Genomic DNA, 17,809 nt, shown 5'->3' with positions numbered 1-17,809 from the left:
CAAGGGCAGTAAAAAAGCGCCCATGACTGAGCGCTCGACTATCATTCGGTTATGCGTAAATCACTTGCACTTGGGGTAATTGGGGTTCTCTTTTTGGCCGGATGCAGCTCAGCGCCGGAACAGACTGCCGCGGAGAAGAAGGCCAACATTGACTGGGAGGTTGGCGCATCTACGTCGGCGGCACCAGCGCCAGCCGCAACTTCCGCTCCGATAGCAAAGAGTGAGTCCGCTGGATTGCCAGCCCTGGGCGCCAAGGCAGCCATGGAGCTCGGAATGAACGCCGATTGGGCATGGCCTACTGGGCCCGGGACCGAGAACATAACCGGATTCAGTGAGCGAGACCTGCCACGCGTCACCGTGATCACTAACCTGGCGGACAAGGAAGAAAATCAGGCAGACGCAAAGGCAATCTGCAACCTTGCCAAGCTCACGATCAAGAGCCACGACATCAAAGCAACCGGTGTTTACGTGACCGCTGGCGAGGGCGGGGCTTTCCTCGCTACCTGCGACGTTTAGGTATCTTTCAGGCGTGCGTCTATGACGGCCATGTGCACCCGTGTCTTTGGGTCATGGTCTGCGGTTCGCGAGGCCGAGTCTTTGGCCGCACAACCGAGGCAATCGAACTCTTGGGTCTCGAACCAGCCAGCGTTCTGAGCGCCAACAGTGCTGTCCGCAGGGTGCCCACAGCCTGGGCATGTGGACTGCTCCAAGACTTGTAGCGCCATGGTCAGCAGCCGGTCTGTCTCGGTCCACCCTTTCCGGGTGATGCCGAGCCAGACCAGCGGCGCTATACCGTAGGCGCGGGACGTTTTTAGTCCGAGGAGGAGTCGGCTCCATCTTCCTCGTCGGAGGACCCGAGCAAAAAACCCGGGTTCACCTCGGAGGGCATGAAGGATGCGTCCTGGTACGCCTCAATAATCTGGACATACTGGCCGTCACCGATTGCATCTCCGAACGCCTTGACCTGCTTCTCGTCCGAGAACTTCGGGAAGGTGATGGCTTCGAGCAGGATGGCGCGCATGCCCAGTGAAGACCGCGCTTCATCGGAGAGCTTGCGACGGTTCTTCTCAGCATCCACGACGGCGTTCTTTCGCAGACGTGAGGAGTGGTCCTCAGTGAGGCCCTTCACCCGCACGATCAGCGCGGAGGCTGCGAACGCTTCGGCCAGTGCCCGGATCTCCTGTTCGATCTTGGTGGGCGAACGGTCGGACACGCCACGTTGGCCGGCAGGGATACGGCGGGCCAGTGACAACTCCTCTTTGAGTGTGTCAATCTGACCGATCAGGCCGGACTTTTGGTAGATCGTCACGCGGCGTTCTTTGGTGGTTGCCCCACCAATCCATGCTTGAAGGTCAAAAGTTTCTTCGTTGATTTCAGTCATCACAGGCTCCTAGAGTCCAAAGTTTTCGGGGGTGGAAATCATGGGGACGATCTTGATCTGTTTCAGGTGGCCATGGCCACCGGGGATTCTCTGACCGTCGTCGCTCAGGATGAACTCGGCGTACCCCATAACTCGGCCGTCGTAGTTCACCAGAACTTCTTGCTCACCAACAACGGTGTGCGGGTCAATGTCATTCGCCTCGAACCAAGCGATGGCTCGGGGGTCGGGACCGTCTGGATAGTTGATATTCACAGCGCGTGTATTCATGGCTTCACAGGCTCCTAAGAATGGTTGTCACAGGCTCGGATAATGGGTGGTGCAGCGGCGCGGGAGAGCCTGTGAGCATCCCGCGCCGCCAGTCAATTGGGGTTGGCTTGGTTTAGCCGCCCGATGTGGCGACGACCGCCACCTTGCCGTCAGTGAATCGTGACTGCTGGGCGAGCGGCTGCGTGAACATCGCATAACCGGACGCATCGGCGCCGGAAGCGAACTGCGGGTAGTCAGTGACGAACCCGTAGCCCTCAACCTTGTCCGTCGCCGCGATCGGCACATCGGAGGCCTTGCCAATGCGGCGGAACAGGTCGAACTTGATTCCCCGCGTGGTGAAGAACTCTTCGGCCGCGACGTAGGCGGATGTCGCAGCGGTGGCCTCGTCCTCACCCTCAAGGAAGAACTGCAAGGAACCCTTGTAGTTCGCGTCCCCAAAGTTGACGACCTTGCCCTTGTCGCAAACGCCCTTGCCGGTGATTTCCTCGGAAGCATCCATGCCCAGGTCGTACCCGGCCACAACCGCACATGTGAGGTTCACGCCCGCGGTTAGTTCGGCCACGGTGGGCTTGCTAATGTCTGCGACACCGCCCAGCACTGCGATCAGCAGTGTGATGTCGGAGTCAACGAGCCGTGCACTCATTTCTTGCTCACTTTCTGCGACACCTGGCCGCTGTCACCCGTAGGCGGGTTGTGTTTTGCCCGAGATGACGGGACTTCTTTCAGATACGGGGCCAAGGTCAGGTGGGAGCGGAGGACTTTATCCGGGAGGATTCGACCCGTCCGCGAGTCCGAGACCCGCACCCATTCACGTGCAGCCATGCAGGCCACCCTTCGGGCATAGAAAAGGCCCCCACAGCGTGAGGGCCTTCATGGTGGTTAGGTGAGCGCCTGGAACTTGTCAGACGCGTAGAGGACGACGCGGGCCGGGATCTGCTCATCACGGCTCGGTGGTTCGGCGTGGATGTGCTGGATCTTCTGCCCACCAGCGGTTAGCCGGCGCGCAGTGAGGTAGTCACTTACGCGTTTCTGTGCCCACTGGACTTGCCACCGCAGTTCACCAGCGGCGGCAGCGTCGGGGGCGGCAGCTACATGCGTGATTGACCACTCGTAGTTCCTGCCGCTCGCCGTTACTCCAACATCGCCAGCTACGGCGAGTCCAGGCGGCGCGTACAGAACCGCATACCGAGCGGGAAGCGTGGCTTCCTTGTCGGTGATAATCCCGTCGTAAACCTTGATCCCGGGGATAGCCGCCTTGACCATTTCCAGCAGCGAGTCTTGGGCGCTCACATTCTCAACGCCTTAGCTACGGCCTCAGCCACGCCACGCTCGATCAGTTCCTGCTCCTCATCGGCAGCGGGGAACAAGTGAGGGTGTGGTGCGCTCGTGGAGGTACCGTGTTCGAGGATCTTCCCCAAGAACGCCTGAGACTTGCCAACTTGCGGGCCAATCTCGGCAGACATTCCATCGTTGAAGATGTCGAAAGTGATCGACTTCCCATAGTGCTTCGCGTGGCGCGCACCAACGGCGGCGATGATCGTAGACACGCTTTTTCGCTTCACGTTCGTAGCGCCGCGCTTGATTGCAGCCCTGCCGCCCTCAGCGACGGGCCCCTCGGATGTCAGCAACTCTTGAGCGAACTCCCTGATCTGCGAAAAGTCACTCATGCTGCCACCTCATCAACTTGGAGTCGTCGTGCTGTTGCCGCAGTCTTGTGCAGGAGCGCAGCGACGACGTATTCACGGCCAAGCAACGCCGGGTCGAGCGTGGCTTTGATGCACTCGGCAACGTCGCCAATCATGAATCGCTCAGGGCCAACAGGAACATGGATCTGGTATCGCTGGACCGTGAACAGCCTCCCAGCGGAGCCAATGCCAACCTCGTGCGCCTCATAGGTCTGCACCTTGCCCTTGCCCTCGTAAACGAGTACTGGCGGCAGGTAGATCAAATCCCCGGTCGCTTCGTCCCTGATTGGTGGACCAATGACTGCGCGAGTGAACCGGAACTTGTCGATCATGAGCCTTTCAGCGAGCCGCCGCCCTGCCCGGATCTCGCCTTCGATGTTCATCGCTCACCAGTGACAAACACGGCCTTGCCGTACCGCTGCACAAGCCGGTCTTCCTGCCGTTGCGGCAGTGCGTAACCGGCATTGGCACCAGCGTCGGCCCAAGCCCTGCGGAAGTCATCGACGCCCGTTGAGCTCAGCCCGCCAGTGCCAAGCGTCCCCAGTGTCTCCACTAGTTCAATCGCCTGGGAGGCAAGAACACACGTCCACAGCGGCAAAGCGCCTGGCGCCTTGGTATAGCCGTAGGTGAATGTCACCTCGGCAATACCTGTGCTGTGGACGTAGAACCCGCCATCGGCGTAGTCGACGGTCATCTCGGCACCGTCGATGGTCACCTTGTCAACGGTGGCTACCGGCTGTTGGGGCAGTTCAAGGAAGTCACCAGCACGCACCCGCGTACGAAACGTTGCCGTTTGCCGCGGGTAGACGTGCTGGCCAATGAGGTCCCGCAAGTAGTCACTCGCGTCTTCCAACGCTGCTTCTACTGACGGGACCTCATCATCCTCATATACTCGCTCGACCCTGCGTGAGAGGTCATCAATAGTCGTGAACGCTTCCATCTCAAACCCCTCTCAGGTCTAGCCCGCGGGAACGACGGGCGGGTTGAACAGTGCCGAGAGATCAGTGGACAGGCCGGTGATCTTGGCGTGCGCCTTCTCGTTGCCGTATTCAAGGCCGATCTCTCCGTACACCTGGACCTTGTCGGATGCGCCGGTCTTCGCCAGCGGCTCGGCAAAGAAGTGGCCCTTGCCGGGGATCGCCAGGAAGGATGCTTCCAGATGCTCCAAGGAAGCGACCGCGAGGCTGTCAGCGGGCATGTCGCGGCTGAGCATGATGTTCAGCTTGCCGAAGTCCGTTTCGATGGTCTGCAAGTTCACACCGAAGTAGTTCCGCGAATCGGGCTGGCTCTGCGTGCCGCCCTTGGAGAAGATCCACGACAGCGCACGCTTCTGGGTCGAGTTGACGATGACCGTTGCGGTATCACCCTCAGCGATGCCCCCATTGTCGTAGGCCATCTGGCAGATGTTGCCGAACATTTCCAGGGACAGCAGCTTGCCCGCGGCGGCAATCTTGTTCGTCGCAATGGCCTGCAACAGCCCGCGAGTCTTGCGCTCCTTAGTGTTGTCCGTGGGCAACTGGTAGGTGCCGTTGATGAACGAGTATTCGACATCCCCGGCGATCTGCTTGAGCTCCTGCGTGATCTGCCAGCCAAGCTCATCCTGCACCGGGTTCTGTGCATCAATGTTCAGGCCAGACTTCTGTCCGGTTGCCGCCTGCTTGGTGTACGAAACACCGACAGCTTCCTGGTGGATCTGCAGAACGTTGGTGACGTTGGAGCGCTTGCGCCCCTCGCCGGCCGGTGCGTCCTGTCCTTCCTTTTTCTGGCGATCAGACCGCTTGCGCAGGTCGAATTCCTGCCACTCGATCTGAGTGGAGTGGACTTCCTTGCCGCCAGTCAGCCCGCCGATAATCGACAGCAGCGGGGTTTCGTTCGGGGTGACCTGAAACAGTTCCCCCGTGTAGTTGGGCAGATCAAAAGTGGTGCCCGAACCTGTAATTCCACCAGCCAATTTATGGCCTCCTTGTTACTTGTTTGCGATGCCAGCGAGTTGCTGGCTTTTCAGTGCCATGCTCTTTCGGATGTCGCCCGCAGCTTCGGCAGATTTGATCTGCTCGGCCAGCGTCGGCAACTTCGTATCGGGCTTGGCGGGATCCGCGGGTACGTTGGGCACGCGCTTCTTCGAACCGCTTTGCGCGGCCAAATATGGATACTTCGTCAGGACCGCATCAATGGCGTCCTGAATGTCGTCAGGGTCGGCTTCACCGTCAGCCCCGACATGGATGGCCTCAAGGTCAACGAGGCTGAGGGCAAGCTCGGCGTCCTGGAATGCGCCGGCAGCCGTTGCCTTCACCTCGGCGCGCAGCAGCTTGCCACTGTTCTCCTTGGCGAGCTCGGCGCGGATCTCCGCCCGGATCACGTCCGGGTCAGTGGACGGCTCGGCAGGCTTGCGCAACGTGGATAGCTCCGTGTCACGTTCCTTGAGTGTTGCCCGTGCCTCGCGCAGCTTTTCCTTCATGGATTCCAAGGCGCGTTTGCCGGGATCGCCCAGCGCCTCAGCACCTTCCGGGTCCGGGTCCTCAGCGGGATCAACCACGAGCGCTTCCGGATCGGCGGCAGGGTTAACCGCGGGCGCGGGATCAGCTACCGGCGCTTCCAGGTCCGCCTCCATGACGGCATCACCGAACGTGAGCCGGTGAAACGCGAAAAGCTTCTCAACGCCACCGGGCGCGGTCAGGTCAATGCCGTGAATTGTCTTTGCCATGGGTCTATTTCCTTCTCGTTGCGAGTGCCCGTTGCGGGCGTAGGGGTTAATTGCTTGCGAAAATATGGCCGTTGGTGGCCAGCCAGCGGCGGTAGTCCTTTTCGACCAGTGCCGAAATCTGCGGGGTTAGCGGTCCAGTGAACGGGTTCTGGCCCTGCTGGAGCATGCGCCACCGCATATCGGAGTCAAGGAGTCGCTGCTCGGCTGCGGTGCGCTTGAAGTTCGCACCGCCTTGGTTTTGGCCCAGAATTGAACCACCAGGTACTTGCCCGGCCGGGAGGATGTAGCCGTACTTCTGTAGGTCGCGGATCGCGGCCGCCCGGTCGGCGCCGTTCAGCTTGTAGATGGCTTCCGGGGTGAGCCTGATTGGCTTTCCGAAGTTCCCGGCCTTAGTGGTGCCCTCAGTGGTCTTCATGCCGGCCACGTTCATTCCACGGTCTGCGTTGACGACTTGGTAGATGTCGCCACCGTCGCGAATAGCTTGGGCTCCGTCCGCTCCGAAACGTCGGTTCTGCTCGCCTTCCGAAAGTGAGTTGAAGAACTCGTAGGGGTCGGTGAGCATGTCGCCGGCAAGGTTTTCCGTGGACGGGATATGGCGGCAGTTGCACCCAGGGTGGCGCTTGAACCCGTCATTCCAGCGGTAATACTTGCCCGCCAGAACAACGCAACGACGGCACGCCCCCGGCTCTACCATTCGCACGTAACCGGTCTTGTTGCGCCTGGACGCGATACCCACGCCGGAAGATATCCGGTGAGAGTCCGCAACCTGCGTCTGGCCGATACGCATAAGTTGGTTCAGCCCGGCACCCATGGACCGGCTCAGCGACGAGCCGCCACGGATACCCTGCAAAGCGGTGAATGCCGGGAAGGACAGCAAGCTAAGCAGCGCCCGGCCATCAGAAGCCACACCAGCAAACGCGCCCGGCACGAGCATGGGGCCCTGAGGGTCCATGCCCTGCGCCAGTAGCGCGGCATTCACGTAGCCGCCAGCATCAGCGGCCAAGACAGACTGCCCGGCGCTTACCGCAGAGACCGCAGACGGCAACCGCTCAGCCCACGATCCCGAGATGTTCGACTGATCTACGCCAGTCCACAGGTTCGTGAGCCGGGCGGCCACCATGGCTGTGATCAGCTTCCCGAAGTCGTAGTGCAGAACCGCTAGCGCCTCAGCAGACATTAGGCCACCTCTTGCATCGTCCTCTGAGCCACAAGCAATGGATCGTTCTCAAGTTCCTTACGGTGCATAGCCATAATCCGGGCGATCTCAGTCGGGCTGTGTCCGCGCTTCTCCAAAAGGAATTCGAACGGGTACCCAACTTGCTTGTCCTTGACCATGGCGTCGGAGGTTTGCGCGTCGGAACGGTTCTCCGCGTCCTTCCACCTCACCTGGCCAAGACGGGCATCCTCGGCAACCTTGTCCTCACCGATCTGTGTTGCGATCAGCTCGAACACGTCCCGTAGCCGTGGCTCAAAGAACTCCTGCGCTTGGAATACCTTCTGAACAAGCCCTGTCTCAGCAGCCTTGAGAGCATCGCCAGAGAGGTTAGATAGGCCCTTGTTCGCCACCAGATAGTGCGGTGGCGTCCGGGTCTGTGCTGCGATGTGTCCAACGGCCTGTTCAATTACGGCCGTGAACACATCCAACTTGGCCGCATCCCACTGGCCAACGGACGAGTTTTGGCCGGTTAGCCAAAGCATGCGCCCCTCGGTCAGCGCCTTCGAATCAACCGGCTTATCGCCGATCTTCTCCCCGGCGTCGTTCAGAATCGGGATCCGCGGCGGCTCCTGCCCCATCACCACACGAGCTGGCATGGAAGCATGATCGGCGGCGTTGAACAGGTAAGCCCAAAGCAAGTTGATGGCGTTCTGCATGGACACCACTCCGGCAATGTCGGAGATCGGGCCAGTACCAAGAATCGGACGGTTCAAGAACTCCACAATGGGGACCATTCCCAAATGGTTTGCGCCGTAGGATTCTTCGCCAGGGATCAAATCCCAGCCACCCAACGCCAACAGAACGCGGGCCGGGAGAATTAGTGACGTTGATCCGCCGATCATGCTCTTGCGGAACTTCCACACCTCATCCACTGTGTAGAGGGTTGCGAACTCGAAACCTTCATTGCGGTCAACCCACGTGTTCAGGCCGTAGACGCGCTTCCGACCAGTAGCAGCGTCATACTCGACAATTGCTTCCGAGGCGGTGCGCCAGTTGATAATCGCATCGCCCTCACCATCCCCCCACACTTGGCAGTAGGCGCGGCGAGCAATCCCCGCATCAAGGAAACCCTGAGACGACAGCGAATCTTGCTCATTGAGCAACCACTGATCCCAGATCTTCTTTTCCATAACTGAGGACTCGGCACCATCGGCGCCCGGAAGCTTGAAGCCAATGACGCCAAGGCGCTCAGAGGATGAGCTGGCCACAACGCTGCACCAGTTATCCGAGAACCCCTTATAGCGGGCCCCGTGCGATTCGGCCCATTCCTTGGTGGCGTAGGCCAGGGGCTGTTCACCAAGGAAGAAATCCTTGAGCTCTTTCGCCTCTGGCTGTCGCTGACCAAGTTCCGTTGCCAGCCTGTTCGCAATCCTGACTGCTTGCTCCGGAGTCAACCCCACAATGCCTCCTTAGAACACGTACGCGTAAGCGTCTGCATTGTTGTTCGCACCGGACGCAACAGCGTCGCCAGTGGCTTCGTGGGCCAATGTGGATGACATGGCAAGGTCGATCTTTTGCAGCTCGGACGCTTTGCCCAGGATGTACTTCTGCCCCGGGCGGGCGCGCTCGACGGCGTTACGCATATGGATGGCCGTCGTCTCGCACGCGTCGTGGGAGAACTTCGAATCAGGTTCAACAATGGAAGTCTTGAATCCCTCCAATGAGGCGTGCATCTGAGACACACGGTTGGTTCGCCACTCGAAGAAGATCTTTTCCCCGTACAAGGCTTTCCACTCATCAAGCTCTGTTTCGAACTTGAAAGGGTCACAGTAGACACGCACGAACTCGTACTGGTTGTTCAAGTCCGCCCACGCCGCGTGCACCTCATTGCGAGGCACCCGGCCATTCCATTCGCGAGGATCCCAAATTGTTGAGCGTTCCCCGCGGTGGTAGGTCGGTGTGAATTGGTGGAAGTCCAAGGTTTCCAGTCGAATGCCGGAAAGGTCGTTCGTTTCCGAACCGTCAAAGCCGCCACACACTTTCGTGCGAGGTCGAACCGACGTCGTAGCGAACTTCTTCTCCCATTGGCCAACTTTCAGCCACGATTGAGAACCGGCAACGATGCGGTTGCCAAAGAAACGTTCCGCCTCGCCCGGGTTTTCCTCCATCAATGCGGTCGCCTCGGCCTCAATCGACCGAATATCAACCCATGGAGAATGCTTGTAGTTGAACGCGAAAATCTTCTTGCGGTCAGCCTTGAGTTTGAAGTCCAAAGTCGCCGGCGGCGGGAAGTAGTGCTTGTAAATGTCCTTCTGCCGCGACTCATGCAGCGACTGCGCCTGAGACTGCTCAGCCGGGTCATAACAGTTCGTAGAGCACGACATCCGCCCGCCCATACCCGCTAGGCCGCGGGACAAGGTCCGGTAGAACTTCTTCATCTTGTTGCTGTCCGTCCACAGCCCGATCTCATCCGGGAACGCAGCAGAAATACGGGCGCCCAGCCGGCCATCGGCCTTGGAAGTTACCGTTTCAATGCGCGAATCCCGGTTCTTGTTCGGGTGCTTGATGAACGCTTCACCAGTGCGAAGAATGTTGGCCAGCGGGCCGTTGTCGATCATCGGGACTAGAGCGCCCCAAGTGTTCTCCACCTGATCTTCGACAACAGCAGCAATCTGGATGCGAGGTGTTGGGCGTGGGCGTCCCATGGGCTCGCCGGGCGTGTACCAATAGACCCACCCGCACGGGCAGCCATGATCGATGCACTTGAACATGTCCCCGGCTTTAGCCCAGCCAGCAAAGAGCGACGGGCCAACGAACTCCACCAATGACTGCGTGGCGATACCCGGAGACTTGCCAACCTTCTGAGCCGCCATCCACAAGCCTGCACGGTGAGTGAACGCAACGTTTAGCTCACCAACCTTCGCATGCGGACGTACCTCGTAGAAGTTCGCCAAATACACGGCATGATCAACAGTTGGTACGAACGGTTCGCCGGCCTTATCGCCCTCCGGAATGACGCAATGACTCTGAATCCACCCCGTGACCAACCGGCCCAGGTGAAGCTTCGGGATGGAGTACTCATGCGCCACGAACCGTAACCCCAGCGAACAAATCAGTCACATTGTCAGGCGTCCCGGTTTGCGGCTTGCCTTCCTCGGCAGCCACCGTCATGCTGTCGTGTTCACGGAAGCGCCACTTGTTTTTGGCGAGCCCATCCGTGGACAGGCCAAGCATTTCCTGCTGGCGCCGCAATTCAGCAAGCAAAGGGGCCGACTTAACCCCCATGGACGACTCAACTACCGTCAGCAGCCGCACATACAAGGCCACGGCGAACTCTTGCGAGTCCAGCAACCATGCCGGCGCCTGACCCTGAGCCCAAAGAATCTCCCACAACTCAGCCTCGCGGTCATTATCGTAATCAGGCATCCCCGTTTCCGGATCGTCAGGATTATTCAACGGCCACTCAGGTGCCGGATGCGGCCAGTCCATGGGCAAAAGCACCCACTCGCCCTTATCGCGATCTCTAGCAAAGGCATCAAGATCAGACTTCGGGCCACTATGGGCACGAGCTCCACCCTTACCCATATTTCCCTCCAACCCCGCATTGCGCGGGCCATGAGAGCCGTTCAGCCTTGCGCTGAACGGCGAAATCGGGTCACCCCGAAAAGCCTTTGAACCCCCCCGGGATTTTTCCAACCTCTCCCGCGGTCCTCTACCCTTCGCCGACCTGGGGTGTCCCCCTTCTTTTCGGGGGTCGTCCGCAGGTTCGTCGCCCGCTGTCACCGCATCTGCTGCTGTGAGGCTCTGGCTTCGCGCGTGCTCGGCTGTGACTGTCGTTGTGTGTCGCAGTCGCTATGTGGTTGGGCTGTGGCCTTGTGGGCTGCTGTGTGACCGTGCGCTTGTCGGCTTGTGCTGCTGACGTTGCCGCTTGGTCCGTGGTGTGGTTGAGGTGGTGGTGTGCAGGGTGCGGTGGTGGCGTCGTTGCCAATGCCTCGCTGCTTGCTTCACCATGTCTATGTCGTGGCGTGCCAGGGGTGGGGTGGTGCGCACTGGTGGGTGCAGCGTTAGGGCTGAGGGTTAGCGTTGCGTGCCTAGCCATGCGCCAGTGACGTGCGGCCACACAAGTGCAGGCCAGTGCGCCTAGTCCCTGTTGTTCCACCCACCGGGTTGGTGCTGTGCTGTCTCGCGCTTATGACAGCCAGAGCACAACCCGCGTCCGTGTCGTGGATCGTTGGGATCAAACCCTAGGGCTACTAGGGTGGGGCGGTCCTTGGGGTAGTGGTCCGCCTCGGTGGCGGCCCGTATGCGGCAGATGACGCACACGGGGTCACGGTCTAGTACTGCACCCCTGAACCCTTGATGTCCCTTGGTCTTGTACGGGGCATTGGATACGCGGCGTCCACGGGATGATGCTTGCTTGCAGTCAGGGCAACGGCCAGTACCGTCGAAGATGTTGTGACAGCCAGGACGCGAACACACCTTGAACGCCATGACTAGTGGGTGGCGGGCGCTGCGTTCACTGACATCTCGGTGGTTCCGTCGATGATGAAGTTGGCGAACTGTTCAGCTTGCTTGGTGATGTGCACGCCACCGCCGATGTTCCGCGAGTACTCGATTGCCAACTCAACGGATCGCTGCCTAACCGCTGCGGTATTGATGACTTCAATACCAACGGTGACGGTCCCAGATGCTGCTGCCATGATGTTCTCCTTGATCGGTTGAGTGTTCCCGGCGTGCGCGCAAGCAACACCATCGCAGGGTGAGAACGGGCCCCGGTGTCACCTTGGCTGGTTCGTGGTCCTGGCTTTGACGCGCACGCCGAAGTGAGTGCCCCTGATCTGCCCGCTGCATTGCTGCGCAATAGTGTGTCGGGGTCAGGGGAAGTGTGTGCCCGCTGTTGAGTGGCTGCGGGCCGGGCCAGTTCGTCTTGGGGTGAGACGCACTCGTGGGATGCCGGGTATCGAACCCGGAGATGATTCGCCTCGCTGCATCTAAGCGGCGTTCGATCCATCCCGTTGTGCCACCGTTTCCCAACGATGGCCTTGTGCGCTAACCGTGCGCACCGGAGATAACACCTCCCGAGGAAGATCTATCCAGCCTGTCCACTGTGGATTTGGGCATGAAAAAAGCCGACCCGGTTGGGGATCAGCTTGGTTTGTCCGCCACTACCGGCGAGACATGACCTACTCTACTTGATTTAACTCGGCAGCGCTACCTTGGGTTCCGGCGTGTCGAATGCACGTAGGAGCCATGCCACTTCATTGCCAGACCATGCAGCCTCACACGCCTCGCATCGAATATTCCAGTCCCCAATCTTGGCGAGTTCGCCCTCGGTATCCCAGCATCCTAGCGTCAGGCACACAGCTCGATCTTCCCCATGAACTGCCTGGCTGCATGACGGGCAGGTTTTGCCGAACAGCTTCCGTCGCGGCTTCACTGGCCATAGGAACGTCGTGATCTTGTCCACCCAATCGAGAGTGACGTGATCAAGATACGCTTCCCATGCTGCGTCTGGGGCGCCACTTGGGAGTTGGAGAAGCAACTCTTCGAGGGACGCCGGCCAGACTATAGCCAGCATCTCCCAATACTCGCTCTTGAGTTCCCGCTCCACCCTTGCCAGCATCTCAACCGCGTCAGGATTGATAGGAATGGGCAAACCTCCCGCACCATCTCCGGCCCCGCTATTCCCTGGCGTTACCGCGTCGCGCAGTTCAGCGAGTAAGGCTGAGACCATATGTGGCTTCCCGGTTGGCCCTAGCTTTAGATGTTCATTGACCAAGCGGTGCACGTTGTCCCTGAGCGTCAAGCGTCCTCCTTGGCTGGTTCTTCTTTGGGTTCTGGTTTGCTGCTGGCGATGAAGTGGAGTGTGATGCCGAGTGCGTCTGCGAGTTTGACGGCGTCGTCGAGGGAGCATGTGGATTTGCTGACGACTTGAATGAGCGCGTCTGCTTTGGGCTTGTCTTCGGGGCGTAGTTCGATGCCTTGGATATAGACGGTCATGGCTTCTCCTTGTATCGGTTGGTTCGTCCGCGCATCCTGAGCGGTTCGGGCGCGGGTCCGGTGCCGCGGTGCTGTCTGGCGGTGAGTGCGTGGGCTCGCGGGTCGGTGGGCTCAAAGATGTACCGTCGCGGGGTGGTGTTCATCTGCTGGATAAATTCCGCCTGCCACGGTTCAATGGCTATGCCGTGAACTTCCATCCAGCCGGTCATGTTGCTGAGGTTGAGCGGTGTGCCAACTGGTGCGACCCATACGCCTCCCTTGGCTGACTTTGGCCGCACCGGCATCGGCACATCCTCGTCGAGGTAGTCGCGGAATAGCTGGTTGGTCACTTGGCGCCGTCCCAGTCGCAGGAGAGTCCGCCCGCGTATCCTGCTTTCCATGCAATGCAGGTGATGGTTCGACCGTCTGCAAGTTTCACGGCATGGGGTACGGGGCTGGACTCTGCTGCTTGCTGCTCACTGCTGCACCCGGTCAGTGCGAGCAGTCCGACGACGGCGAGTGTTGCGATGGTTTTCTTCATGGCGTCTCCTTGGCTTCTCGGTATTCGTAGTCGGCGGCAGGGTCTTCAATGGCCCAGTCGTCGGTGGCTCCGTCTGGCCAGCGGAGTTGGTAGCAGCCGCGGGTCTGGTTTTCGTGGGCGCAGATCTTGGCGGTTCCGGTGATGAGCGCCCACTGTCCGCTGCGGTAGGCGTACGGGTGTTGACTGCGGATCTCTTGGCCTGCTCTGGTGTCGCTCACTTGCCCTCCTTGGGCATAAAAGGAGCCACTGCCTGTTGACAGTGGGCTAGGTGCGTCTCAATCCCCGCGAACATCCCGGGGCTGGTTCTGGTGAGTTTGACGATGGATGAGCAGCAACCCAAATACGCCAGTGGCACGGGTGGTTCTGGTCTCGCGGCCAGGATGTCCACGCAGGGTGGGCAGGGGCAGCCTTCGTAGTGCTGGCCGTCAGCGGTCATGACTTGCGCCGGTCGAGTGGTGGCAGGAGTCCGAGTTTGCGGGATTCGGTGATGGTGATGCGTTCTCGGCATCGTCCACAGGTCCAGCGGGGTTGGTCATTCTCGACGATTCCAAGCCAGCGCCCGTGAATGTGTGGGACTAGGTAGTGGATCTTGACGGCGATCTTGCTGATAGTGCCGCTGAGTGTTGCCATGTCGCGGTTGACGGTGTGGTGGCCTTTGTTGCCGCTGCGCCAGAACCGCTGGTCGATGTTGACGTGGCGGGTGTCGAGAAACTTTGCGGCCTCTTCGATGAGCATTGCGTGGTTGTCGAACTGCGGTCCGTAGCCGCCTGTCCAGATGCAGAACTCGACATTGCTCGGCGTGATGGACACGGTTGAATCAATGTTGTTGTCTACTGCCTGGATAAGTTGTGAAGCTACAAGCAGTGCTGTTGGGTAGGTCATCAGATCCTCTTTCGTCGTTTATGTTTGGCAAAGTTCTCGGCCGGGTGGAGCGGGATGATGGTTGGGCGTTAGATGTTCAGTAGCCTTGGTCGATGGATGAATGGGCGAAGTACTTATTGAGTGGTGTTATTGGGTCGATCATTGCTGGTGGAGTCGCAGCCTATGTGGCAATGAAAGTCCTGAGAAAGACAATTGCTGAGCAAAGGAATGAGGCGCGTCGTTCGCGGCAGATCGAGGCAGCCGCGGACCTTGCCAGCAGTGTTCAGGCTGTTACAGCCGCCTTCGAATATGGAGAGGCAGGTGTCACTGCCGCGGCGCTACGAGCCCAATCAGCGGCAATTCGTTGGAAGATCGATGCCGACGACCTCGAATTGGCTAGAGGCATCTACGAGCTTGTCGTTTTCTATAACGCAGCGGTGACTTACTTAGGGAGGTCAGACAATTCCAGTCACATGTACTCACGGGAATTCAATGATCTCGTAAGAATTTCCATTGAACTCGGAGACTGCATGGTAACTCTCGTCCGCGAGCCCGGCAGTGAGAGCACTATTGCTGTGGCACGAGCAATTCAGCAGCATAGAGTGCAAGCGGAATCAATTATTGAGCCACTCAAGGCGGCCGCTGCCGGAATGTAGCATTCCTCTCGCGCTCCTTCAATGAATTTCGATACACTCTCTCATTCGCCTCCCCTTTCGATGATCGCCGCACGGCCACGGAGCCATGCGGTGGTTCCGCCGCGCCGGATTGCGAGCATGGTGTTGTAGTGGTCGCGTTCGGGCGTGTCGGGTCGTGCGTACTCCACCCGATCCAGCGCTTGGGCTGCTTCCCTGAGCGCTTCGGCTTTGGCTTGGGCGGCGATGATCGGATAAGCGACTCGCGCATGTCGCCGCCAGTGATCCTGCTCAGAGGTGCCGAGCTTGTCCCAGATTGGCGTGTTTGCGAACCGGCCTTTGTGGTCCAAGCGGAAGTCTTCGTACATCGCCCGTGCTGCGGCTTCGATTGCTTCGGGGGTTGGAATGGTCATGGTTTGTTCCTTGTCCTAGTGGTTTGGGGTGTTCTCGGTTTGATGTTCGCGTTACTGCTCAGTAAGGTTGTCGGGTGCATCGCGATTTGATGCTGAGACTAAAACCTTCATCCGAACGGAGAAAAGACATGGGTTTCATTGGTTGGATTGTTTTGGGTTTGATTGCTGGTGCGATTGCGAAAGCGATTAAGCCGGGTGAGCAGGGTGGCGGTTGGATCGCTACGTTGCTGCTGGGAATTGTTGGCGCCGTTTTGGGTGGCTGGATTGGTGGTGCCTTGTTCAATGTGGGTATCAACGAGTTCTGGTCGCTATCGACGTGGTTGCTCGCGATTGTTGGTTCGTTGATTGTCCTGGTGGTTTGGGGATTGTTGACGCGCAAGAAAGCCTGATAGCTGCACATAGGGGAGGTTCCGCCTTGAACGGGTCGGAGCCTCCCTTTGCTTTGCCCTCAGACTCTTGTTCTCATTTCTGTGATGGTGATAGTTGCGCCTGCTGGGCCCCAGACTTTGGCGGCGTCCCAGTGGACTATGCGTGAGTCGTCGGTGATGACGCCTGCTGTTTTGAGTGCGTCACCGACTGCCCGTTGGAGTTTGTCGGTGTCGGGTGGTCCTGCTGGGTAGTCGCTGAACTTGGTGGACTTTGGTTTGGGGATGCGGAAGGTTGCTTGGACGCTGACGGGGCAGTCGAGCGCCTCCTTGCCCCATGCCCGCATTGCAGCTGTGGCGACTTGTGCGCGCCAGGCTGGGAGGTTCTTGGACATCTCGACCATGTTGACCTTGCCGCCGCTGATGAATCCCTTCTTGGATCCTTGCGGGGCTGCTTTGCCTTCGACGTGGAAGGTGAAGTCCACAGGAGGCGATTTAAGCGCCCCGTTCACCTCCCGACCACCACCAACCCGCTCAGCCCCTCCTGTCGCGCTGGTGGTTAATTGGCGCGGCTCCTGCGGGGTCATGCGTCGTGGCCGATACTGAGGATTGCGGACAGGCGGCGTCGGAAGTTGGCGAGCTCAGTCCCGAACGGTACTTGGCCTTCAACCGTGTCCGCGATCATCCGCAGCTTGTCCTCAGCCGTCACGCCGGTACGTTCGATTGCGCCCTCAGACTTCTCGCCATCGTCGGCCTTCACTGCAACACTGGCCCACGGCATCTGATCTGTCGGCATCACGGGAGCCGCCGCACTCTCCGCGTCCATCTGATCCAGGATTGCGTGAACGTCAGGATCAGCGAGGATCAATCCTTCACCCTTGATCCAGTAGGTGTACCCGTCGATGATTACCCGGTAGAAGCCGCCCTGATCAGGTGAGCCAGTGATGCGGCCAACCTTGTCGAACACGGACGGTTCAGGATTCGTGACCCGCACGTGCTCCCAGAGTTTGAACTTACTTTCGTTGCTCATGCTGCTGGCCTCTTTCCGAAGTGTTCGTTAATCAGGTCGGGGCGCAGTGACGCCCAGTTGGTGCCGTCTTCAAGCACGACGACGGGTGCTGCTTGGTGCCCGAGTGACTGGACGTAAGCCAACGCGTCCGGGTCGGCTTCAAGGTCGATTTCCGTGTACGTGACGCCGCGCAGATCGAGCTCCTTCTTCGTCCGGATGCAACCAGGGCAATTCGATTTGGTGTAGACGGCGGTGGCAGGGTGGGTCATTCGGTTGTTCCTTCGTGGTATTCGGCGTTGTGCTGTTCGGCCCATTCGTCAGGGTTCGGATCGTCTTGCTCCCAGCCTCGGCCTTCGTTGCAGTCGGCGCAGTAGGCGATTGGCTCATAGCGGATCACCGCGCTCACTGCTTGCCGCCTTGCAGGTCAATCGCGGGGATCAGGCCTTCTGGTTTGATGACGACGCGGGTGTGATAGACGCTCACATCGATGGCTTCCATCTGCGTAGACACCCAGGCGACGTCGGTTGCTTGCCCGATGTAGTGCTTGCGGTATTCGTTCGGGCCTTGCTTGCACGTCACGATCAGGTCGCCGGCACGTTCGATGGAGCAGCGGCCTTCGACGTAGAACAGGTAGTCGCCGGTGCGGGTGTTGATGCCGACGATCTTGCGCTGAACCTCGAACTGATCCGCGGCCTTGGACAGGTTGTCTGATGCGGTCTTGGCATCAGAGCTACAACCGGCCATCAGGAGTATTGCTGTCAGTGCGGTGGCGATCATGGCGGACTTCTTGGGGTGCTTCATGGCGTTTCCTCCGAG

Annotated in this window: 28 protein-coding genes; 3 read left to right on the top strand and 25 right to left on the bottom strand. The window is 59.4% G+C overall.

All coding sequences use genetic code 11. From position 1 onward, the window contains the following. Positions 1 to 51 precede the first annotated feature (51 nt). Positions 52 to 516 (top strand): hypothetical protein, encoded by a 465-nt coding sequence (locus tag CXQ94_RS02145; protein WP_104086568.1) that lies wholly within the window; start codon positions 52 to 54, stop codon positions 514 to 516. A gap of 295 nt (positions 517 to 811) precedes the next feature. Here the strand turns inward: CXQ94_RS02145 and CXQ94_RS02140 are convergent, their stop codons facing one another. The 19 genes from CXQ94_RS02140 to CXQ94_RS02040 all read right to left on the bottom strand — a co-directional run bounded on the left by CXQ94_RS02140 (position 812) and on the right by CXQ94_RS02040 (position 14,595). After that, on the bottom strand, positions 812 to 1,381 hold the full coding sequence (locus CXQ94_RS02140; protein WP_104086567.1) for a hypothetical protein: 570 nt from the start codon (positions 1,379 to 1,381) through the stop codon (positions 812 to 814). A gap of 9 nt (positions 1,382 to 1,390) precedes the next feature. After that, complete coding sequence (locus CXQ94_RS02135) at positions 1,391 to 1,648, bottom strand: hypothetical protein (RefSeq protein WP_104086566.1); 258 nt, start codon at positions 1,646 to 1,648, stop codon at positions 1,391 to 1,393. Between the two features lie 112 nt (positions 1,649 to 1,760). Next, entirely contained in the window at positions 1,761 to 2,291 is a 531-nt protein-coding gene (locus tag CXQ94_RS02130) for a hypothetical protein (RefSeq protein WP_104086565.1), read from the bottom strand. Between the two features lie 236 nt (positions 2,292 to 2,527). Next, on the bottom strand, positions 2,528 to 2,938 hold the full coding sequence (locus CXQ94_RS02125) for a hypothetical protein (RefSeq protein WP_104086564.1): 411 nt from the start codon (positions 2,936 to 2,938) through the stop codon (positions 2,528 to 2,530). Then, positions 2,935 to 3,315, bottom strand: coding sequence for a hypothetical protein (locus tag CXQ94_RS02120; RefSeq protein WP_104086563.1), 381 nt, complete (start codon positions 3,313 to 3,315; stop codon positions 2,935 to 2,937). Before CXQ94_RS02120 ends, CXQ94_RS02125 begins: the two co-directional genes overlap by 4 nt. Continuing rightward, entirely contained in the window at positions 3,312 to 3,716 is a 405-nt protein-coding gene (locus CXQ94_RS02115) for a DUF6093 family protein (protein WP_104086562.1), read from the bottom strand. Before CXQ94_RS02115 ends, CXQ94_RS02120 begins: the two co-directional genes overlap by 4 nt. After that, positions 3,713 to 4,273, bottom strand: coding sequence for a hypothetical protein (locus CXQ94_RS02110; protein ID WP_104086561.1), 561 nt, complete (start codon positions 4,271 to 4,273; stop codon positions 3,713 to 3,715). The genes CXQ94_RS02115 and CXQ94_RS02110 overlap by 4 nt, the downstream gene beginning before the upstream one ends. A gap of 18 nt (positions 4,274 to 4,291) precedes the next feature. After that, positions 4,292 to 5,284 (bottom strand): DUF5309 family protein, encoded by a 993-nt coding sequence (locus CXQ94_RS02105; RefSeq protein WP_104086560.1) that lies wholly within the window; start codon positions 5,282 to 5,284, stop codon positions 4,292 to 4,294. Between the two features lie 15 nt (positions 5,285 to 5,299). After that, on the bottom strand, positions 5,300 to 6,037 hold the full coding sequence (locus CXQ94_RS02100; RefSeq protein ID WP_104086559.1) for a hypothetical protein: 738 nt from the start codon (positions 6,035 to 6,037) through the stop codon (positions 5,300 to 5,302). Between the two features lie 46 nt (positions 6,038 to 6,083). Then, positions 6,084 to 7,214: a hypothetical protein gene (locus CXQ94_RS02095; protein WP_104086558.1), complete on the bottom strand. Its 1,131-nt coding sequence runs from the start codon at positions 7,212 to 7,214 to the stop codon at positions 6,084 to 6,086. Continuing rightward, positions 7,214 to 8,653 (bottom strand): phage portal protein, encoded by a 1,440-nt coding sequence (locus CXQ94_RS02090; protein ID WP_181034041.1) that lies wholly within the window; start codon positions 8,651 to 8,653, stop codon positions 7,214 to 7,216. Before CXQ94_RS02090 ends, CXQ94_RS02095 begins: the two co-directional genes overlap by 1 nt. Before the next feature lie 9 nt (positions 8,654 to 8,662). Then, positions 8,663 to 10,282: a hypothetical protein gene (locus tag CXQ94_RS02085; RefSeq protein WP_104086556.1), complete on the bottom strand. Its 1,620-nt coding sequence runs from the start codon at positions 10,280 to 10,282 to the stop codon at positions 8,663 to 8,665. Further along, positions 10,272 to 10,619, bottom strand: coding sequence for a hypothetical protein (locus CXQ94_RS02080; RefSeq protein WP_146070213.1), 348 nt, complete (start codon positions 10,617 to 10,619; stop codon positions 10,272 to 10,274). The genes CXQ94_RS02085 and CXQ94_RS02080 overlap by 11 nt, the downstream gene beginning before the upstream one ends. Before the next feature lie 1,067 nt (positions 10,620 to 11,686). Then, complete coding sequence (locus tag CXQ94_RS02070; RefSeq protein ID WP_104086553.1) at positions 11,687 to 11,893, bottom strand: hypothetical protein; 207 nt, start codon at positions 11,891 to 11,893, stop codon at positions 11,687 to 11,689. A gap of 1,102 nt (positions 11,894 to 12,995) precedes the next feature. Continuing rightward, complete coding sequence (locus tag CXQ94_RS02060; protein WP_104086551.1) at positions 12,996 to 13,193, bottom strand: hypothetical protein; 198 nt, start codon at positions 13,191 to 13,193, stop codon at positions 12,996 to 12,998. After that, positions 13,190 to 13,522, bottom strand: coding sequence for a hypothetical protein (locus CXQ94_RS02055; protein WP_104086550.1), 333 nt, complete (start codon positions 13,520 to 13,522; stop codon positions 13,190 to 13,192). The genes CXQ94_RS02060 and CXQ94_RS02055 overlap by 4 nt, the downstream gene beginning before the upstream one ends. Further along, a complete protein-coding gene (locus CXQ94_RS02050; RefSeq protein ID WP_104086549.1) occupies positions 13,519 to 13,713 on the bottom strand; it encodes a hypothetical protein in 195 nt (64 codons plus the stop codon). Before CXQ94_RS02050 ends, CXQ94_RS02055 begins: the two co-directional genes overlap by 4 nt. Further along, positions 13,710 to 13,931 (bottom strand): hypothetical protein, encoded by a 222-nt coding sequence (locus CXQ94_RS02045; protein WP_104086548.1) that lies wholly within the window; start codon positions 13,929 to 13,931, stop codon positions 13,710 to 13,712. The genes CXQ94_RS02050 and CXQ94_RS02045 overlap by 4 nt, the downstream gene beginning before the upstream one ends. 214 nt (positions 13,932 to 14,145) lie before the next feature. After that, complete coding sequence (locus CXQ94_RS02040) at positions 14,146 to 14,595, bottom strand: hypothetical protein (protein WP_104086547.1); 450 nt, start codon at positions 14,593 to 14,595, stop codon at positions 14,146 to 14,148. 92 nt (positions 14,596 to 14,687) lie between these two features. Between CXQ94_RS02040 and CXQ94_RS02035 the strand changes: the two genes are divergently transcribed. Further along, positions 14,688 to 15,230 (top strand): hypothetical protein, encoded by a 543-nt coding sequence (locus CXQ94_RS02035; protein WP_104086546.1) that lies wholly within the window; start codon positions 14,688 to 14,690, stop codon positions 15,228 to 15,230. Positions 15,231 to 15,271: 41 nt separating this feature from the next. Here the strand turns inward: CXQ94_RS02035 and CXQ94_RS02030 are convergent, their stop codons facing one another. Next, positions 15,272 to 15,619 (bottom strand): hypothetical protein, encoded by a 348-nt coding sequence (locus CXQ94_RS02030; RefSeq protein ID WP_104086545.1) that lies wholly within the window; start codon positions 15,617 to 15,619, stop codon positions 15,272 to 15,274. Positions 15,620 to 15,747: 128 nt separating this feature from the next. On the opposite strand from CXQ94_RS02030, the gene CXQ94_RS02025 reads away from it, so the two are divergent. Further along, positions 15,748 to 16,008, top strand: coding sequence for a GlsB/YeaQ/YmgE family stress response membrane protein (locus tag CXQ94_RS02025; protein WP_104086544.1), 261 nt, complete (start codon positions 15,748 to 15,750; stop codon positions 16,006 to 16,008). Positions 16,009 to 16,067: 59 nt separating this feature from the next. On the opposite strand, the gene CXQ94_RS02020 is transcribed toward CXQ94_RS02025, so the two are convergent. From CXQ94_RS02020 to CXQ94_RS02005, 5 genes are read right to left on the bottom strand one after another with little or no spacing between them, the layout of a single operon-like run. After that, complete coding sequence (locus CXQ94_RS02020; protein ID WP_104086543.1) at positions 16,068 to 16,571, bottom strand: RusA family crossover junction endodeoxyribonuclease; 504 nt, start codon at positions 16,569 to 16,571, stop codon at positions 16,068 to 16,070. Next, positions 16,568 to 17,014, bottom strand: a complete 447-nt coding sequence (locus tag CXQ94_RS02015) for a hypothetical protein (RefSeq protein ID WP_104086542.1) — start codon at positions 17,012 to 17,014, stop codon at positions 16,568 to 16,570. The genes CXQ94_RS02020 and CXQ94_RS02015 overlap by 4 nt, the downstream gene beginning before the upstream one ends. Beyond that, positions 17,011 to 17,262, bottom strand: coding sequence for a glutaredoxin domain-containing protein (locus CXQ94_RS02010; protein ID WP_104086541.1), 252 nt, complete (start codon positions 17,260 to 17,262; stop codon positions 17,011 to 17,013). Before CXQ94_RS02010 ends, CXQ94_RS02015 begins: the two co-directional genes overlap by 4 nt. Beyond that, positions 17,259 to 17,399: a hypothetical protein gene (locus CXQ94_RS22415; protein WP_181034040.1), complete on the bottom strand. Its 141-nt coding sequence runs from the start codon at positions 17,397 to 17,399 to the stop codon at positions 17,259 to 17,261. The genes CXQ94_RS02010 and CXQ94_RS22415 overlap by 4 nt, the downstream gene beginning before the upstream one ends. After that, a complete protein-coding gene (locus CXQ94_RS02005) occupies positions 17,396 to 17,794 on the bottom strand; it encodes a hypothetical protein (protein ID WP_104086540.1) in 399 nt (132 codons plus the stop codon). Before CXQ94_RS02005 ends, CXQ94_RS22415 begins: the two co-directional genes overlap by 4 nt. Positions 17,795 to 17,809 lie beyond the last annotated feature (15 nt).

Source organism: Arthrobacter sp. GMC3, from assembly GCF_002929305.1.
GTDB lineage: Bacteria > Actinomycetota > Actinomycetes > Actinomycetales > Micrococcaceae > Specibacter.
Note: the sequence above shows the minus strand (reverse complement) of the source record. Positions and strands in the feature narration are given on the sequence as shown.

Bases quoted from the DNA above. Each gene is read 5' to 3' on its own strand.
- CXQ94_RS02140 (WP_104086567.1), bottom strand. From the start codon at position 1,381: ATGACTGAAATCAACGAAGAAACTTTTGACCTTCAAGCATGGATTGGT.
- CXQ94_RS02020 (WP_104086543.1), bottom strand. From the start codon at position 16,571: ATGACCCCGCAGGAGCCGCGCCAATTAACCACCAGCGCGACAGGAGGG.
- CXQ94_RS02015 (WP_104086542.1), bottom strand. From the start codon at position 17,014: ATGAGCAACGAAAGTAAGTTCAAACTCTGGGAGCACGTGCGGGTCACG.
- CXQ94_RS02035 (WP_104086546.1), top strand. From the start codon at position 14,688: ATGGATGAATGGGCGAAGTACTTATTGAGTGGTGTTATTGGGTCGATC.
- CXQ94_RS02040 (WP_104086547.1), bottom strand. From the start codon at position 14,595: ATGACCTACCCAACAGCACTGCTTGTAGCTTCACAACTTATCCAGGCA.
- CXQ94_RS02130 (WP_104086565.1), bottom strand. From the start codon at position 2,291: ATGAGTGCACGGCTCGTTGACTCCGACATCACACTGCTGATCGCAGTG.
- CXQ94_RS02145 (WP_104086568.1), top strand. From the start codon at position 52: ATGCGTAAATCACTTGCACTTGGGGTAATTGGGGTTCTCTTTTTGGCC.
- CXQ94_RS02110 (WP_104086561.1), bottom strand. From the start codon at position 4,273: ATGGAAGCGTTCACGACTATTGATGACCTCTCACGCAGGGTCGAGCGA.
- CXQ94_RS02005 (WP_104086540.1), bottom strand. From the start codon at position 17,794: ATGAAGCACCCCAAGAAGTCCGCCATGATCGCCACCGCACTGACAGCA.
- CXQ94_RS02070 (WP_104086553.1), bottom strand. From the start codon at position 11,893: ATGGCAGCAGCATCTGGGACCGTCACCGTTGGTATTGAAGTCATCAAT.
- CXQ94_RS02060 (WP_104086551.1), bottom strand. From the start codon at position 13,193: ATGACCGTCTATATCCAAGGCATCGAACTACGCCCCGAAGACAAGCCC.
- CXQ94_RS02050 (WP_104086549.1), bottom strand. From the start codon at position 13,713: ATGAAGAAAACCATCGCAACACTCGCCGTCGTCGGACTGCTCGCACTG.
- CXQ94_RS02080 (WP_146070213.1), bottom strand. From the start codon at position 10,619: ATGCCTGATTACGATAATGACCGCGAGGCTGAGTTGTGGGAGATTCTT.
- CXQ94_RS02025 (WP_104086544.1), top strand. From the start codon at position 15,748: ATGGGTTTCATTGGTTGGATTGTTTTGGGTTTGATTGCTGGTGCGATT.
- CXQ94_RS02100 (WP_104086559.1), bottom strand. From the start codon at position 6,037: ATGGCAAAGACAATTCACGGCATTGACCTGACCGCGCCCGGTGGCGTT.
- CXQ94_RS02120 (WP_104086563.1), bottom strand. From the start codon at position 3,315: ATGAGTGACTTTTCGCAGATCAGGGAGTTCGCTCAAGAGTTGCTGACA.
- CXQ94_RS02030 (WP_104086545.1), bottom strand. From the start codon at position 15,619: ATGACCATTCCAACCCCCGAAGCAATCGAAGCCGCAGCACGGGCGATG.
- CXQ94_RS02095 (WP_104086558.1), bottom strand. From the start codon at position 7,214: ATGTCTGCTGAGGCGCTAGCGGTTCTGCACTACGACTTCGGGAAGCTG.
- CXQ94_RS02115 (WP_104086562.1), bottom strand. From the start codon at position 3,716: ATGAACATCGAAGGCGAGATCCGGGCAGGGCGGCGGCTCGCTGAAAGG.
- CXQ94_RS02010 (WP_104086541.1), bottom strand. From the start codon at position 17,262: ATGACCCACCCTGCCACCGCCGTCTACACCAAATCGAATTGCCCTGGT.
- CXQ94_RS02135 (WP_104086566.1), bottom strand. From the start codon at position 1,648: ATGAATACACGCGCTGTGAATATCAACTATCCAGACGGTCCCGACCCC.